The organism is Saccharopolyspora rectivirgula DSM 43747 (assembly GCF_000497205.1).
Lineage (GTDB): Bacteria > Actinomycetota > Actinomycetes > Mycobacteriales > Pseudonocardiaceae > Saccharopolyspora > Saccharopolyspora rectivirgula.
Window position 1 is genome coordinate 32,136 of sequence record NZ_AYJW01000032.1, and the last position, 15,578, is coordinate 47,713.

Here is a 15,578-nt window from a genome sequence, read left to right on the forward strand (position 1 = left end):
GGCGGCCGGAGCGCTGGAGCAGACGGGAGGCGCTGTGGAAGCGGAAATCACGCTGACCGTGGACGGCCAGCCGCACCGGGTTGCGGTGGACACCCGCACCACCGTGCTCGACGCCTTGCGCGAACGGCTGGGGATCACCAGTCCGAAGAAGGGGTGCGACCGAGGGCAGTGCGGGGCCTGCACCGTGCTGCTCGGCAACCGCAGGGTCAACAGCTGCTTGATGCTGGCGGTGGCGTTCGACGGAGCCGAGATCACCACTGCCGACGGGCTGGCCGAGGACGGCCAGCTGCACCCGGTGCAACGCGCCTTCATCGAACACGACGGTTTCCAGTGCGGTTACTGCACACCCGGGCAGATCGCCTCGGCGGTCGGCGTGATGGACGAGCTCGCCAGAGGTGCTCCACCCATGGCCACCGACAGTGACTTGGAAGCCGAGCTCCGGGAACGGATGAGCGGCAATCTCTGCCGGTGCGGTGCCTACGCCAACATCATTCCGGCGATCGCGGAGGCGATCCGGCGATGAAACCGTTCCAGTACCAGCGTGCTGGGGACGTGGCAGCTGCGGTCCGCGTGGTCGCCAACAACCCGAACGCTGCTTACCTGGCCGGTGGAACGAACCTCGTCGATCTGATGAAGCTGGAAGTCCAGTCTCCTGAGGTCATTGTGGACGTCAGAGAACTGACTTCGAACCGCATCGAACTCCTGGACGATGGTGCCGTCCGCATAGGAGCGTCGGTGACCAACACGGATCTCGGTTCCGACCCCCTGATCAGGGAACGGTATCCCGTCCTGTCCGAAGCGGTGTTGGCTGGAGCTTCTGGACAGCTGCGCAATTTGGCCACGGTGGGTGGAAATCTTCTGCAGAACACCAGGTGCGTTTACTTCCAGGATCCGTCCACGCCGTGCAACAAGCGCGAACCGGGAACCGGATGCGCAGCTTTGACGGGTTTTCAACGGCAGCACGCCATTCTCGGTGCCTCGGAACACTGCATCGCCACCCACCCGTCCGACATGGCGGTTGCGATGGTGGCGCTCGATGCGGTGGTGAGGGTGCAGGGCCTGGACGGTCAGCGGAGCATTCCACTCGTCGAACTGCACCGGTTGCCAGGAGACACCCCCCAGAAGAACACGGTTCTGGAACGAGGAGATTTGATCCTCTCCGTCGACTTGCCCCCGGTGCCGGCTGCGAGGTCCCGGTACCTCAAGGTGCGGGATCGCGCCTCCTTCGCCTTCGCGCTGTGCTCGACAGCCGCTGCCGTGACCATGAGAGATGACGTCATCGATGACATCCGCCTGGCTTTCGGCGGGGTGGCGCACAAACCGTGGCGGGCCGTGCAGGCGGAGGACGCCCTGCGCGGAGAACGGGCGACGGTCGATGCTTTCACCGCAGCGGTGGAAGCCGAGCTGGCCGGTGCCCGCGCAATGCCCGGAAACCAGTTCAAGATCCCCTTGCTGCGCAATCTCGTCGTCAGCACATTGGCCGAATTGACCGGGGTGACGCTGCCGTGACGACGCGGACCAAATTGATCGGTGCTTCGGTGGACCGCATCGAAGGAGAGGAGAAAGTGCGCGGCCTGGCCGCGTACACCGCCGAACACCCGGTCGGAGGACCGCTGTACCTGGCCCCGATCCAATCCCGCGTGGCCCGCGGACGAGTGACCGGATTGGACGTCGAGAGGGCGTTGAACGAGCCCGGCGTCGTCGTGGTCCTCAACCACCACAACGCGCTTCGGGTGGCGAGCGGGGAGGACGCGGAACTGGCCGTCCTGCAATCCCCGGAGGTCCACTTCCGCGGTCAACTGATCGGCGGAGTGGTGGCCAGCACTCCGGAAGCGGCGCAGCACGCGGCGCACCTGGTGGACGTCGAGTACCAGGTCGAGGAACACGACGTGGATCTGCACTCGGCGCGCAACGACCTGGTCAAGCCGGACCGCCTCAACGGAGGTCACGCCACCGACACCGCGGAAGGCGATGTCGAAGCGGCGCTGCTCACCTCGGCCACCACGATCGAGCACACCTACACCACGCCTCAAGAGCACAACAACCCGCTCGAACCGCACGCCACGATCGCCTGGTGGGAGGGCGATGAGCTCACCCTCTACGACTCCACCCAAGGGGTGCACTGGGTCCGGGACGGCCTCGCCCGGGTGCTGGGCCTGGACACCGAGCAGATCCACGTGATCAGCCCGCACGTCGGTGGCGGGTTCGGTTCCAAGGGCGCTACGCACGCGAACGTGGTCCTGACCGCGATGGCTGCTCGGCTGGTGGCGCCTCGACCGGTGAAGATGGTCCTGACTCGGGAGCAGATGTTCTCGGTGGTGGGTTATCGGACCGGAACCATCCAGCACGTGCGGCTCGGCGCTGATTCGACCGGTCGGCTCACCGCGATCTCCTTCGACGTCGTCGAACAGACCTCTCGGATCAAGGAGTTCGCCGAGCAGACGGGCGTTCCCAGCCGAACCATGTACGCCGCACCCAACCGCCGGACCACGCACCGGGTCGCTCCGCTCGACGTTCCGGTGCCCTCCTGGATGCGGGCCCCGGGGGAGTGCCCGGGCATGTTCGGCTTGGAAGTCGCGATGGACGAGATGGCCATCGCCTGCGGCCTGGACCCGGTGGAATTCCGGGTGCGCAACGAACCGGAGCGCGATCCGGACACCAAGAAGCCCTTCTCCAGCAGGCACCTGGTCGAATGCTTGCGGGAAGGAGCCCGCCGCTTCGGGTGGGCGGAACGGAATCCGCGGCCGCGAGCTCAGCGCTCCGGGGACTGGTGGGTGGGCACTGGAGTGGCGGCTTCCACGTACCCGGTCACCGGCGGACCGGGCACGTCGGCGATCATCCGAGCCCAGCCGGACGGTCGCTACCGCGTGTTGATCGGGGCGGCGGACATCGGTACCGGCACCTGGACGGCGCTGACCCAGATCGCCGCGGACGCTTTGGGCGTCGACCTGGAAGACGTGCAGTTGAGCATCGGTGACACGGACCTGCCGTGGGCTTCCGGAGCCGGAGGGTCCAGCGGAATCACCTGCTGGGGGTCCGCGATCGTGGACGCTGCGCGCAAACTGCGGGAGGAATTGCCGCCGGGGGCCGAAATTCCCATGGAGGGGGTGGAAGTGACCGGGAAGTTCCCGAAGAACCCGCACAAAGCGCAGTACGCCATGCGCAGCTTCGGGGCTCAGTTCGCCGAGGTGGCGGTGCACGCCCACACGGGTGAAGTGCGCGTGCCGCGGATGCTGGGCATTTTCGCCGTCGGCCAGGTGGTCAACGCCAAAACCGCGCGTTCCCAGCTGATCGGCGGGATGACGATGGGGATCTCGATGGCGCTGCACGAGCAGAGCGTCGTAGACCGCCGATTCGGGCACGTGGTCAACCACGACCTGGCCGAGTACCACATCCCCACGCACGCCGACATCGGGCAGTTGGAGGTCGACTGGATCGAGGAATCCGATCCGTACGTGAACCCCATGGGGACCAAGGGAATCGGTGAACTCGGAATCGTCGGCACGGCAGCAGCGATCTCCAATGCTGCTTACCACGCGACGGGGATCCGGGTGCGGGAGCTGCCGCTCACCCTGGACAAGTTCCTGCAGTGGTGATCGGGAGCCGCGGGGGTGGCGGGGCTTCCGCCCTGGCACCCCCGCGGAAGCGCTCAGACGCGTTCGAACACGGCGGCAAGCCCCTGGCCGCCACCGATGCACATCGTTTCCAAGCCGTACCGGGCGTCGCGGCGGTGCATTTCCCGAGCCATGGTCGCCAGGATGCGAGCGCCGGTAGCGCCGAGCGGATGTCCCAGCGAAATTCCGGACCCGTTGACGTTCAACCGCTCGAAGTCGGCTGGTTTGAACTCCCACTCCCGAGTGCAGGCCAGCACCTGGGCGGCGAAAGCCTCGTTGAGCTCGATCAGGTCCATGTCGGAGAGCTGCAGTTCAGCGCGCTGCAGTGCCTTGGCGGTCGCCGGCACCGGACCGATCCCCATGGTCTGCGGCGCAACACCGGCACGTGCCCAGGACACCAGCCGCACCAGGGGGCGCAGGCCGAGTTCGTCGGCCCGCTGCGGGGTGGTCACGATGCAGATCGCAGCGGCGTCGTTCTGGCCGCTGGCGTTGCCGGCCGTCACCGTTGCTTCTGGGTCTGATTTGGCCAGTACTGGTTTCAGCTTGGCCAGGTCTTCCAGAGTGGTCTCCGGCCGCGGATGCTCATCTTTGTCCACAATGGTGTCACCCTTGCGGGAAGGTACCGCGACCGGGACGATCTCGTCGTCGAACTTCCCGGCTTCGATGGCTGCCGCGGCGCGCTGCTGGGACTGCAGGGCGAGTTCGTCCTGCTCGTCGCGCGAGATCTGGTACTCGCGGCGAAGGTTCTCAGCGGTCTCGAGCATTCCTCCGGGAACGGGGTAGTTCTTCCCGCCGGCGGTCACTCGGCCCCGGGCCAGCGAGTCGTGCAGCTGGATGCCGCTGCCGCGAACTCCCCACCGCGCTTCGGTGGTGTACAGCGGGGCAGTGCTCATGCTTTCCACGCCGCCGGCGAGAACGACGTCGCTGACCCCGGTCTGCACCTGCATTGCTGCGTCCACAATGGCCTGCAAGCCGGAACCGCACCGGCGGTCGACCTGGTAGCCGCCGACCTCGATGGGCAATCCGGCGTCCAGCGCTGCGACCCGGCCGATGGCCGGTGCGTCGCTGTTCGGGTAGCAGTTGCCGAGGACGACTTCGTCGATCGCAGATCCCGGCAGGCTGGTGCGTTCCAGCAAGGCCCGAATCACGGTCGAGGCGAGGTCGACCGCGGGTACGTTCTTGAACGCTCCGCCGAACCGGCCGATCGGGGTCCGCAGCGGTTCGCAAATCACCGCTTCGCGCATTTGATCTCGCTCCTTTGCAGGTACACGGACTTCCAGTCCGCTGCTTCCGTTGTTAACACAGCCGTGGGAGGTCTGGGCCGCCGTCGATTATGTTGTTTTCCGTATCAGTGGGTGCTGAATTCTGTATTGGACGCTCTAGCTGCGAACGTGGGATGGTCCTGGACGGGAAAGCTAGGGAGGACGACCATGCAGTGGGCGCAGCAGGTCAGCACCATCCGGGTGGTCGGTACCGGCGTGATGGGGCGGGGAATCGCCCAGCTGGCCGCCACCGCGGGCCTGGACGTCGAACTCGCCGACGTCTCTCCAGAAGCGGTGTCGGCAGCAGTGGACCACGTGCAGCGGATGCTCGACAAGCTGGTCAGCAAGGGCAAGCTGACCGCCGAGCAGGCGCAGGGCGCGCGAGCCCGGCTGCACCCGGTGGACAGCCCCACCGCCCCGACGGACTGCGACCTGGTGATCGAGGCCGTTCGGGAGGACCTGCAGACCAAGCGGGAGCTGTTCAGCGAGCTGGAGAAGGTCTGCCCGCAGCGCACGGTGTTCGCCACCAACACCAGCTCACTGCCGGTCACCTCGATCGCAGCCGCCCTCGCCGACCCGAGCCGGTTGGCCGGGCTGCACTTCTTCAACCCGGTCCCGCTGATGCGGCTGGTGGAAGTCATCCCCGGCGTCCGCACAGCCGACTGGATCCCGGAAGCCCTGGCCGAGCTGGTGCGCCGGCTCGGGCACCAGCCGGTGCAGGCCACCGACACCCCGGGGTTCCTGGTCAACCACGCCGGCCGCGGGTTGGTGACGGAAGCGCTGCAGATCCTCGGGGAGGGGCTCGCCCAGCCGGCCGAGGTGGACCGCATCTGCCGGGACGTGCTCGGGCTGAAGATGGGGCCGTTCGAACTGCTGGACCTGACCGGCCTCGACGTTTCGCACCCGGTGCTGGAGAGCATCTGGTCCGGTTTCTACGCCGAGCCTCGGCTGCGTCCTTCCCCGGTCACCCGCAACCGCTTGGAGGCCGGGCTGCTCGGACGCAAATCGGGGGCGGGTTTCTACTCCTACACCGAGGACGGGAAGCAGGAACCGCCGCAGCCGCAGCCGCCCGCCGCGACCGGTCTCCCGGTCTGGTCGGACAGCGCTGAGCTGCTGGACCGGCTGGAGCGGGCCGGCGTCCCGGTGGAGCGAACCGAGCGGCCTTCGGAGCAGGCCGTCGTGGCGCTCACCGTCGCCGGCGAGTCCGCCGCCGATCAGGCCCTTTCCCGCGGACTCCCGGCCCAGCGCACCTGCGGGGTGGACGTTCTGGGGTGGGACAGCCGGTACACCGTGGGCGTGCACCCCGCGACCGAGCCGCAGGCCGCCCGGGAGCTCTGGGCGGCGCTGGCGGCCACCGGACGTCCGGTGAGCATCGTGCGGGACGCGCCGGGGCTGATCGCACCGCGGATCCTGGCCGCGATCGTCAACACCGCGTGCTTCATCGCGGAACAGCGGCTCGCCAGCCCGCAGGACATCGACACCGCGGTGCGGCTCGGCCTGGGCTACCCGCGGGGACCGCTGGAGTGGGGGCAGCAGTTCGGCCCCGATCGGCTGCTGGGAGTGCTGCGCGCGCTGTTCACGGCCACCGGTGATCCGCGCTACCGGCCGAGCAGGTGGCTCGCCGAACGAGCTGCTCTCGGCATCGAGCTGACCGAAGTCGGAACCACGCCAGAACAAGTGATCGGGAACTAGGTGCCGCTGTGGATTTGGAACTCAACGACACGCAGGTCGCGTTTCGCGACATGGCGGCCAAGTTTGTGGACTCCGAGATCGTGCCGCACGTGCGGGAGTGGGACCGCCGTGAGGAAGTCGATCTCGGCATCGTCAACAAGCTCGGCGAGCTCGGATTCCTGGGGTTGACCATCCCCGAGGAGTACGGCGGGGTGGAAGCCGACATGCTCAGCTACGCGCTGGTGATCGAGGAACTCGGCCGGGGTGATTCCTCGGTGCGGGGCATCGTGTCGGTTTCCCTCGGGCTGGTGGCCAAGTCGATCGCCACCCACGGCACGGAGGAGCAGAAGCAACGCTGGCTGCCGCTGCTCACCAGCGGTGACGGCTTGGGCTGCTTCGCCCTGACCGAGCCGGACGCCGGTTCGGACCCCGCGTCGCTGACCACCCGCGCGCAGCGGGACGGCGACGACTGGGTGATCACCGGGCAGAAGATGTTCATCACCAACGGCACCTGGGCCGATGTCGCGCTGGTGTTCGCCCGCACCAGCGACGACGGCGGGCGCGGCATCACCGCGTTCCTGGTGCCGACCGACTCCGCTGGCTTCACCGCCAACACCGTGCACGGCAAGCTCGGCTTGCGCGGGCAGGCCACCGCGGAACTGGTCCTCGACGGAGTCCGGGTGCCCGACAGCGCTCGGCTGGGCGAAGTGGGCAAGGGACTGGGGATCGCTCTCGGTGCGTTGACCAAGGGCAGGATCTCGGTGGCGGCCGGTGCGGTCGGAGTCGCCCAGGCCGCGTTGAGCGCGGCCACCCAGTACGCGGGGGAGCGGGTCCAGTTCGGCTCGCCGATCGCCTCCCGGCAGTTGGTCCAGGAACTGCTCGCGGAGTCCGCCGTCGAGGTCGAAGCCGCTCGACTGCTGACCTGGCGAGCTGCGCAGTTGGCCGAGCGCGGAGCGACGCGCCAGGAGCTGACCATGGCTTCGTCGATGGCCAAGTTCTACGCCAGCGAAACCGCGGTGCGGGTGGCCAACAACGCTCTGCAGGTCTTCGGTGGCTACGGGTACATCGACGAGTACCCGGTCGGGAAGTACTTGCGCGACGCCCGGGTGCTGACCCTGTACGAGGGCACCAGTCAGGTGCAGAAGCTCATCATCGGTCGCGGTTTGACCGGTGTGGACGCACTGAGCTGAGCTCGTCGGTGAAGCGCGCCCGCCCACCTGGTGCGGGCGCGCTTCGCGTTCTCCGCGGTGGTCGGGTTCGAGCGGGTGCGGGTGTTGCAGCCGGCACGGCTTTTGTCCGTGCCTCGGCCCGGGTGCCGAGGAACTGCGCGGGTTCGTTGGTCTGGAAGTTCCAAAACGGGTCGTGGCGGTGGATTCCGTTCCGCGGTCTCCGGTAGGAAAGACCTTGCGACGTGAGCTTCGGGGCTCACCGCGGGAAAAGGCGACATTCGACGGAGCACCGTGATCGCACGACGAAGCTGGCCGGCCGCTCGCACGGCGCCTGCTGGGGTGGCGCCGGCCGTTGCGCTGCGAGGCGGAGCGAGCAGCCGAAGTGCATCACGGAGCTGGCTGCGTTCGATGGTCGATCGGTTATCGCGGTTCGCGATCTGCTTCTGGAAGAGACGAGGATGCCGGACCAGTACGAGTCGATTCGCGTGGAAAAGCACGACCGCGTGACAACCGTCGTTCTCAACCGCCCGGAACGGCGCAACGCGGTTGACGGCCCCATGGCCGGGGAGCTCGCCAACGCGTTCAAGGAGTTCGAAGCCGACCGCGAGTCCGATGTCGCGGTGCTGTGGGGAGCAGGGGGCAACTTCTGCGCCGGCGCCGACCTGAAGGCGGTGGGCACGGAGCGGGGCAACGAAGTGGAACCGTCTGGCGACGGCCCCATGGGGCCGACCCGGTTGAAGCTGAGCAAGCCGGTGATCGCGGCAGTGGAGGGGTACGCGGTAGCAGGTGGCTTGGAGCTGGCCCTGTGGTGCGACTTGCGAGTGGCGGCGACCGACGCGGTCTTCGGTGTTTTCTGCCGGCGTTGGGGCGTGCCGCTGGTGGACGGTGGAACAGTGCGCTTGCCCCGGCTGATCGGCACGAGCCGCGCGATGGACATGATCCTCACCGGGCGGCCGGTCGATGCGTCCGAAGCCTTGTCGTTCGGCTTGGCCAATCGGGTTGTCGCTCCGGGAACAGCACGGGAGGAAGCGGAAGCCCTGGCTCGCCAGCTCACGGCATTCCCGCAGACCTGCCTGCGCAACGACAGGAGGTCGGTCTACCAGCAAGAGGGGCTTCCGGAGGAGCAGGCGTTGGAGTTCGAAACGCGCGTCGGGTTGGAATCGTTGCGGACCGATGCGGCTGCGGGTGCTGCTCGGTTCGCAGCGGGATTCGGCCGGCACGGCAGCTTCTCGTGAGCAACCGAAGTGCTGGTCGGCGGAAGAGCGCGCCCACGCACCTGGTGCGGGCGCGCTCTTCCGCGTTCACCGCGACGACCGGTTCGACGGGCGGATCATTCCCCGCCGTTGGCGGCGCGGAGGGTGCGCATCGCCTCGGCGAGCGCCGCGGAGGACTCCTGGCCCAGGGGTTTGAGCACGCTTTCCCGCAGGATTTCCGCGCAGGCCTTCTTGGAGCGCTTGGCGACGTCGAGGCCGTGCTCGGTCAGGACCGCGTAGGTCACTCGCCGGTCGGATTCGCACGGTTCCCGCCGGATGAGGTCGGCCTTGGCCAGCCGGTCGGCGACTTTGGTGAACCCCCCGCTGCTGAGCGCCGCTTCCCGGGCGAGCTTGGTCATCGGCATGCGATACCCCGGGGTGCGGACCAGGCGGAGCAGGATGTCGAACGACGCCGGGGCCAGGTCGAAGCGTTCGGCTATTTCCCCCATCAACCGGTTCTGAGTGGTGTGGTAGCCCTCGATGACCAACCCCCACCAAGTGACGATCTCGTCGTCGTTGATGTACGGGTCGTCGGCCAACTCGGCCGTGGTGCGGGCTACCCCTTCGCTGCTCACCACAACGCTCCTTCCCCTCGCTGGTACCAGTCTATAGTGTAAGCGAAGCCACTTCCTAAAAAGCATCTTGCCGAAAAGTGGTATTCGAGCTAACCTCTTTCTAGTAAGAGGATTGTTCCTTGAAGCCTCGTTCCCTGGAGGAAGTTCTGACCATGAGCGACCCCGTCAAGCTCAGCGTCATCTACTACTCGGCCACCGGCACGATCGCGGAGATCGCCAAGACCCTGGCTCAAGAGGCCGAGGCCGCTGGCGCCGAGGTCCGGCTCCGCCGCGTTGCCGAGCTGGCTCCCGAATCGGCGATCGACTCCAACCCGGCTTGGCGGGCCAATGTGGAAGCCACCAAGTCCATCCCCGAGGCCACTCCGGACGACGTGGTGTGGGCCGATGCCGTGGTGTTCGGTTCCCCGACCCGTTTCGGCAACGTTTCCTCGCAGCTGAAGCAGTTCCTCGACACGCTCGGCGGGCAGTGGGCCAACGGGGAGCTGGCCGACAAGGTCTACAGCGGGTTCACCTCCAGCTCCACCCAGCACGGTGGCCAGGAGGCCACCCTGCTCTCGCTGTACACCTCGTTCCACCACTTCGGCGGCATCGTCGTGGCCCCCGGGTTCACCGACCCCGCCAAGTTCGTGGACGGCAACCCCTACGGCACCAGCCACGCCGATGCCCAAGGGGAGAACAAGGTCGACGACGTGGCCCGCAAGTCCGCGGCCGTGCAGGCCCGGCGCGTGGTCACCATCGCCCAGCAGCTCAAGAACGGGCGGGCTGCTGCCTGAGTCGAATCCGAGGCGGCTGTGCAGGGCCACCCCCTGCACAGCCCGCGGGGAGGGGGAGCAATGAGCATCGCGACTTCCGGACTGCACCACGTCACCGCGATCGGTGGGGACCCGCAGCGCAACGTCGACTTCTACCTGCGCGCGCTCGGACTCCGGTTGGTGAAGACGACCGTCAACTTCGACGACCCGGGCACCTACCACCTCTACTACGGAGACGAGAGCGGAAGCCCCGGCACGTTGCTCACCTTCTTCCCGTGGCGGGGAGCCCCCGCAGGTCGCCGGGGCACTGGCCAGGCGACCACCACGGCTTTCTCGGTGCCCGAGGGGTCGTTGGGCTGGTGGCAGAAGCACCTGGCCGATCACGGCGCGCAGACCGGTGAGATCCGCACCCGGGACGGGGAGGAAGTCCTGCCCCTGCAAGATCCGGACGGGCTCGCCCTGGAACTCGTCGCGCACCCGCAACCGGATCCCCGGAACCCGTGGGACAACGAGCTGGTCCCCGGCGAGCACGCCATCCGCGGCCTGCACTCGGTCACGCTCTCGGTCACCGGTGAAGAAGCCACCGCGGGAATGCTGACCAGGCTCGGCCTGCGGCTGGAAGCGGAGCAGGGCAACAGGTTCCGGTTCGCAGCCGGCGAAGGCGGCCCCGGAGCGCTGGTGGACGTGCTGGTCACCCCGGGGGAGCCGCGGGGGTTGGTCGCCTCCGGGACCGTGCACCACGTGGCCTGGCGAGCCCCGGACGAGCAAGCCCAACTGCAGTGGCGCGGCGAACTCGTCGAAGCGGGCGTCGACGTCACCGAAGTTCGGGACCGGCAGTACTTCCGCTCCATCTACTTCCGGGAACCCGGCGGGACACTGCTGGAGATCGCCACCGACGGGCCCGGCTTCACCTACGACGAGCCGCTGCTGGAACTCGGTCGCGCGCTCAAACTGCCCCCGTGGCTGGAGCCGGACCGGGAGCAGATCGCCGCTGCGCTGCCCGAGCTGGGCCTGCCCGAGGAGAACAACCCCGGTCGATGACGGAGAACTGGCGCTGCTGGTCACGAACCGGGCCGGTCCGCTCCCCAGCGACCACCCCCGCGGGGCCGGCTTCGGGTGCCGCGCCCCGCTCCGCTGCGGAACGGATCAGCGCGCCTGCCACACCGCGGTGACCACCAACCCGCTGGACACCAGCCAGCGGCCGGTGAACCCGGTTGCGCGGGCGTTCGCCTTGTGCACCCGAGCGGTGAAGCTCCCCGCCGGATCCAACTCGATACTGGCCTCGGAGAAGTCCAGCCATTCCCGGGTGAGCGGATACCACGCCTTGTAGACGGCTTCTTTGCAGCTGAACAGGACACGCGGCCAGTGCAGCGCGGTGCCCAGAGCGGCCAACCCGCGCTGCTCGTCGGGCAACGCCACGACGTCGAGAACTCCTTCGGGAAGCGGTTCGTGCGGCTCGGCGTCGATGCCGAGCGCGCTGACCTGGCTCGCCCATGCCACGGCGGCAGCCCGGTAGCCGGGGCAGTGCGTGATGCTGCCGCGCACCCCGGCCGGCCAACGAACCGCACCGCGCTCGTCCCGCAGCAGCGGAGCCGGTGCGATGCCCAGCTGTTGCAGAGCAGCGCGTGCGCACCAGCGCCCGGTGGTGAATTCCCTCCGGCGCTTCTCCACCGCTCTTGCGACGTAGGCCTCCTCTTCGGGGAACAGCGCTGCGTCCGGTGGGTCGGCGAAGACCTCGGTGCAGCGAACTGCTGCTGGAGCGATCTGCCGCAACAGACCCGGAGATCCGGAAAGCACCAGGTCAGCGTAACGGTTGTGCCGGCGAGCCGGACGGACGTGGTCCGCGCAGCGCCTTCCGCTGTTCCGCTCCGAGGAGAACGGCGGAAATGTCGGGAAAACTTCCGGCAACCGATCTGTCACACGGGGATTCCGTCTCGTTCGGGCAATTCCGGTGCGCAGTGGCGAGAACACCGGGCGTGTTGCCCGCGTTCGGCGCCCAACCGGTGTTGTGACTCCGATCTCCGGTTCCCCAGGTGCCCGGTGCGCACGTCGCGTTCACCGCGTCCGGATAAGGTTGGTACCAGCTAGATCAAACGGGGGTTCGCGCTGCGTGGGGCGCGCGTCCGGCGCTGCGGTGAACGCGCAAGCCAGCAAGCGCACGATCGAGAGGACCCAGTTGGCGACAGTTGAGTTCAAGTCCGGCCATGCTGTCTTGAACCTGGGGAGTCTGCCGGACCGTGTTCGCGGTTGTGTTGTCCGCCACTACCGTCGCATCATCGCGGCCGCGCTGCCCGCGGTCGTGCTCTCCATGGCTTGGATGATGTGGACGGGCAAAGCGGGCCTGAACCACCGGATCTCGGTCGACTACCAGGTTTACCGGTGGGCGGTGCACACCTGGCTGTCCGGCGGAGATCTCACGAGCAGCGCTCCAACGGTGGGCCAAGGGCTCGTGTTGCCCTGGGTGTACCCGCCGTTCGCCCTGCTGCCGCTGTCGGTGTTCGCCCTCCTGCCGTTCGCGGCCGGATTGTTGCTGCTCTACTTGGTGGATCTCGCCGCGCTCGGTGCTTGCCTGTACCTGGTGACCCGGCACTTGTGGCCGGTGGTAGGGAAGCGGGGCGCGGCGGCGGTGGCGTTGTCCTTGCTCCCGTTCACCTTGTTCCTGGAGCCGGTGTATTCGAATTTCGGGCTGGGCCAGGTCAACATCGCCTTGATGGGGCTCGTCGCGCTGGACTGCCTGGTGCCGCATCCGCGCTGGCCACGGGGGATGCTGGTCGGGGTGGCAGCGGCGATCAAGTTGACCCCGGCCGCGTTCCTGCTGTTCTTCCTCGCCAGGCGCGACTACCGGGCAGCCGCGATCGCCGTGCTGACCGCCATTGGTGGAACGGCTCTGGGATTCGTGCTCGACTTCGCCGCTTCGGTCGACTACTGGTTCGGCAGTGGACCGGCCCACGGGGTGAGCGGCTCCGCCTACCACACCAACCAGGCGATCATGGGCGCGCTCGCCCGCTTCCAAATGTCCGATGCGGCGACCAATTCGCTGTGGCTGCTGCTGGGGGCGCTGTGCGTGGCCGCGGTCGTTGTTTGCCTGCGGCGGGTTGAGCCGGCGCTGGCCGTGGTGTCCAACGGGCTCCTCGCCTTGTTGGTCTCGCCGACCTCGTGGTCGGATCACTGGGTGTGGTGCGTTCCCGGGCTGCTGGTCATGCTCGGGTACGCGGTGCGGTTGCGCAGCCCCGGCTGGTTGCTGGCAGCGGTGGTGACGACGGTGGCCGTGGTGATGGCCCCGTTCCGGAGCTTCCCCAGCGGTCCTCCGTGGACTGCTTGGCAGCACCTCTTCGGCAATGCTTACCTGCTGTTGGGGCTCGCTTTCACCGCCCTGCTGCTGCGGTACGTCTTGGTCAATTCGAAGCGGGGCGGGGAGCTCGCCGGAGAAGTGGTGCAGAACTGATATTCCCGGCAAAGCCGGAGATGCCCTTCGCGAGGCCGGTCGCTTGTGCCGCAGCGGGAGCTGTTGGGCGCGGGCGGCCGGCATTTCGTCTTCTCGGTGAAGATCAGGCCAATGCAGTGATGCGCATCACATCAGATCCGGGCTGAATCGAATTTGCTCTGGTTGATCCGCGAATTCTCGGTGCGCAATACGAGCGTGAACAATACCACTGGCATTCGTCCGCGAGGTTAGAGTTGAGTTACTGTTGTTCGCCAGATTCCTCGAGGTAGAACGAGGAATGGCACAAACGTCCCAGTTCATGGCGAGCGGCAACTTCCGCTCAACAAAGGGGTTACTTGGCGGTAGCCTCACGGCCTCTGGGAATGTAAAGTGCCCGAAACTGACCAAGAGTGCAACGGCGCATCCTTTTGTCAGTGCCCTCCAAAAGGTTTTTGCGGGGGCCCCCGGGAGTAGCAGTTGCACCAAGGCGGGCCCCCGGCCTGACGACGGGAGGTCCGATGCCCCGATCTCATGGATCGACAAACCGGGCGCAGCGTGGCGCCTCTGCCCAGGGGTTGTACGACCCCACCTATGAGCACGACGCATGCGGCGTTGCTTTCGTGGCTGACCTGAAAGGTCGGCGCACCCACGACCTCGTGGAAAAAGCTCTGACCGCGCTGCGGAACTTGGAGCACCGCGGCGCGAAAGGGGCGGACCCGGAAACGGGGGACGGAGTCGGTCTGCTGACCCAGGTGCCCGACGAGTTCTTCCGCTCCGTGGTCCCCTTCGAACTGCCCGCGCGGGGCGAATACGCGGTGGGCACTGCGTTCCTGCCGGCTGACGAAGACGCAGCGGCAGAAGCGGTGCGCGTCATCGAGCGCATCGTCGCGGAAGAAGGTTTGCGGCTGCTCGGTTGGCGAGAACTGCCGGTGATCCCGGACCATTCCGGTACTTCCGCCCGGAAGACGATGCCGGCCTTCAAGCAGCTGTTCATCGGACGCGGGGACGACGACGCATCCGGCGCAGACGTGCTCGCCTTCGAGCGGCAGGCCTTCTGCGTGCGCAAGCGGGCCGAGCACGAAGCCGACGTGTACTTCCCGAGCCTTTCGGCTCGCACGATCGTCTACAAGGGAATGCTCACCGAAGAGCAGCTGCCCTTGTTCTACCCGGATCTGAAGGACGAGCGCTTCACCAGCGCCATCGGGTTGGTGCACTCGCGCTTCTCCACCAACACCTTCCCGGCCTGGCCGCTGGCGCACCCGTACCGGTTCATCGCGCACAACGGGGAGATCAACACCCTCAAGGGGAACCGCAACTGGATGCGGGCCCGGGAGAGCATGCTCGCCACCGGGCTGATCCCCGGCGACCTGGAGCGGCTCTACCCGATCGCCACGCCGGACGCCAGCGACTCCGCCACCTTCGACGAGGTGCTGGAGCTGCTGCACCTCGGTGGGCGTTCGCTGCCGCACGCCGTGCTGATGATGATCCCCGAAGCGTGGGAGAACCACGCGGAGATGAGCCCCGAACGGCGGGCTTTCTACGAGTTCCACAGCTACCTGATGGAGCCGTGGGACGGCCCGGCGCTGGTGGCGTTCACCGATGGCACCCAGATCGGCGCCGTGCTCGACCGCAACGGTCTGCGTCCGGGACGCTACTGGATCACCGAAGACGGGCTCGTCGTGCTGGCCAGTGAAGTCGGCGTGCTCGAAATGGACCAGAGCAGGGTCATCCGCAAAGGACGGTTGCAGCCGGGCCGGATGTTCCTGGTCGACACCGAAGCCGGACGCGTCATCGAAGACGACGAGATCAAGGGACAGCTGGCTGCCGAGCACCCGTACCAGGAGTGGCTGGACAAGGG

The 15,578-nt window shown here is 67.4% G+C and carries 12 protein-coding genes and 1 pseudogene; 10 read left to right on the plus strand and 3 right to left on the minus strand.

Going from position 1 to position 15,578, the window contains the following annotated elements; translation table 11 throughout:
- Positions 1–34 precede the first annotated feature (34 nt).
- The 3 genes from SREC43747_RS0110830 to SREC43747_RS0110840 are packed head-to-tail and all read left to right on the plus strand — an operon-like array spanning position 35 to position 3,596.
- Entirely contained in the window at positions 35–523 is a 489-nt protein-coding gene (locus tag SREC43747_RS0110830) for a (2Fe-2S)-binding protein (RefSeq protein ID WP_029721266.1), read from the plus strand.
- Positions 520–1,509: an FAD binding domain-containing protein gene (locus SREC43747_RS0110835; protein ID WP_029721267.1), complete on the plus strand. Its 990-nt coding sequence runs from the start codon at positions 520–522 to the stop codon at positions 1,507–1,509. The genes SREC43747_RS0110830 and SREC43747_RS0110835 overlap by 4 nt, the downstream gene beginning before the upstream one ends.
- Positions 1,506–3,596 (plus strand): xanthine dehydrogenase family protein molybdopterin-binding subunit, encoded by a 2,091-nt coding sequence (locus tag SREC43747_RS0110840; protein ID WP_029721268.1) that lies wholly within the window; start codon positions 1,506–1,508, stop codon positions 3,594–3,596. The genes SREC43747_RS0110835 and SREC43747_RS0110840 overlap by 4 nt, the downstream gene beginning before the upstream one ends.
- Positions 3,597–3,649: 53 nt before the next feature.
- Here the strand turns inward: SREC43747_RS0110840 and SREC43747_RS0110845 are convergent, their stop codons facing one another.
- Positions 3,650–4,858, minus strand: a complete 1,209-nt coding sequence (locus tag SREC43747_RS0110845) for an acetyl-CoA C-acetyltransferase (RefSeq protein ID WP_029721269.1) — start codon at positions 4,856–4,858, stop codon at positions 3,650–3,652.
- Between the two features lie 186 nt (positions 4,859–5,044).
- On the opposite strand from SREC43747_RS0110845, the gene SREC43747_RS0110850 reads away from it, so the two are divergent.
- The 3 genes from SREC43747_RS0110850 to SREC43747_RS0110860 all read left to right on the plus strand — a co-directional run bounded on the left by SREC43747_RS0110850 (position 5,045) and on the right by SREC43747_RS0110860 (position 8,951).
- Positions 5,045–6,568, plus strand: a complete 1,524-nt coding sequence (locus SREC43747_RS0110850) for a 3-hydroxyacyl-CoA dehydrogenase (RefSeq protein ID WP_029721270.1) — start codon at positions 5,045–5,047, stop codon at positions 6,566–6,568.
- Positions 6,569–6,576: 8 nt separating this feature from the next.
- On the plus strand, positions 6,577–7,737 hold the full coding sequence (locus tag SREC43747_RS0110855; protein ID WP_029721271.1) for an acyl-CoA dehydrogenase family protein: 1,161 nt from the start codon (positions 6,577–6,579) through the stop codon (positions 7,735–7,737).
- A gap of 437 nt (positions 7,738–8,174) precedes the next feature.
- Positions 8,175–8,951 carry a crotonase/enoyl-CoA hydratase family protein gene (locus SREC43747_RS0110860; protein WP_029721272.1) on the plus strand — a complete coding sequence of 259 codons (777 nt, stop codon included), beginning with the start codon at positions 8,175–8,177 and terminating at the stop codon, positions 8,949–8,951.
- 95 nt (positions 8,952–9,046) lie between these two features.
- On the opposite strand, the gene SREC43747_RS0110865 is transcribed toward SREC43747_RS0110860, so the two are convergent.
- Positions 9,047–9,544 (minus strand): MarR family winged helix-turn-helix transcriptional regulator, encoded by a 498-nt coding sequence (locus SREC43747_RS0110865; protein ID WP_051387939.1) that lies wholly within the window; start codon positions 9,542–9,544, stop codon positions 9,047–9,049.
- Positions 9,545–9,696: 152 nt separating this feature from the next.
- Between SREC43747_RS0110865 and wrbA the strand changes: the two genes are divergently transcribed.
- Together wrbA and SREC43747_RS0110875 are read left to right on the plus strand one after the other, a co-directional pair.
- Positions 9,697–10,317, plus strand: a complete 621-nt coding sequence (gene wrbA, locus SREC43747_RS0110870; RefSeq protein ID WP_029721274.1) for an NAD(P)H:quinone oxidoreductase — start codon at positions 9,697–9,699, stop codon at positions 10,315–10,317.
- 60 nt (positions 10,318–10,377) lie between these two features.
- Positions 10,378–11,337 (plus strand): ring-cleaving dioxygenase, encoded by a 960-nt coding sequence (locus tag SREC43747_RS0110875; protein ID WP_029721275.1) that lies wholly within the window; start codon positions 10,378–10,380, stop codon positions 11,335–11,337.
- 105 nt (positions 11,338–11,442) lie between these two features.
- Here SREC43747_RS0110875 and SREC43747_RS0110880 read toward each other — a convergent pair whose 3' ends face one another.
- On the minus strand, positions 11,443–12,093 hold the full coding sequence (locus SREC43747_RS0110880) for a 4'-phosphopantetheinyl transferase family protein (RefSeq protein WP_236623136.1): 651 nt from the start codon (positions 12,091–12,093) through the stop codon (positions 11,443–11,445).
- Positions 12,094–12,508: 415 nt separating this feature from the next.
- Here SREC43747_RS0110880 and SREC43747_RS0110885 point away from each other — a divergent pair, with 415 nt between their 5' ends.
- A complete protein-coding gene (locus SREC43747_RS0110885; RefSeq protein WP_236623137.1) occupies positions 12,509–13,741 on the plus strand; it encodes a glycosyltransferase family 87 protein in 1,233 nt (410 codons plus the stop codon).
- Between the two features lie 497 nt (positions 13,742–14,238).
- A pseudogene (locus SREC43747_RS0110890) lies at positions 14,239–15,578 on the plus strand (glutamate synthase subunit alpha); the annotation flags it as partial.

What these genes read in the sequence shown, in the direction of transcription:
- SREC43747_RS0110835 (WP_029721267.1), top strand. Translation starts at nt 520, where the DNA reads ATGAAACCGTTCCAGTACCAGCGTGCTGGGGACGTGGCAGCTGCGGTC.
- SREC43747_RS0110845 (WP_029721269.1), bottom strand. Translation starts at nt 4,858, where the DNA reads ATGCGCGAAGCGGTGATTTGCGAACCGCTGCGGACCCCGATCGGCCGG.
- SREC43747_RS0110850 (WP_029721270.1), top strand. Translation starts at nt 5,045, where the DNA reads ATGCAGTGGGCGCAGCAGGTCAGCACCATCCGGGTGGTCGGTACCGGC.
- SREC43747_RS0110860 (WP_029721272.1), top strand. Translation starts at nt 8,175, where the DNA reads ATGCCGGACCAGTACGAGTCGATTCGCGTGGAAAAGCACGACCGCGTG.
- wrbA (WP_029721274.1), top strand. Translation starts at nt 9,697, where the DNA reads ATGAGCGACCCCGTCAAGCTCAGCGTCATCTACTACTCGGCCACCGGC.
- SREC43747_RS0110875 (WP_029721275.1), top strand. Translation starts at nt 10,378, where the DNA reads ATGAGCATCGCGACTTCCGGACTGCACCACGTCACCGCGATCGGTGGG.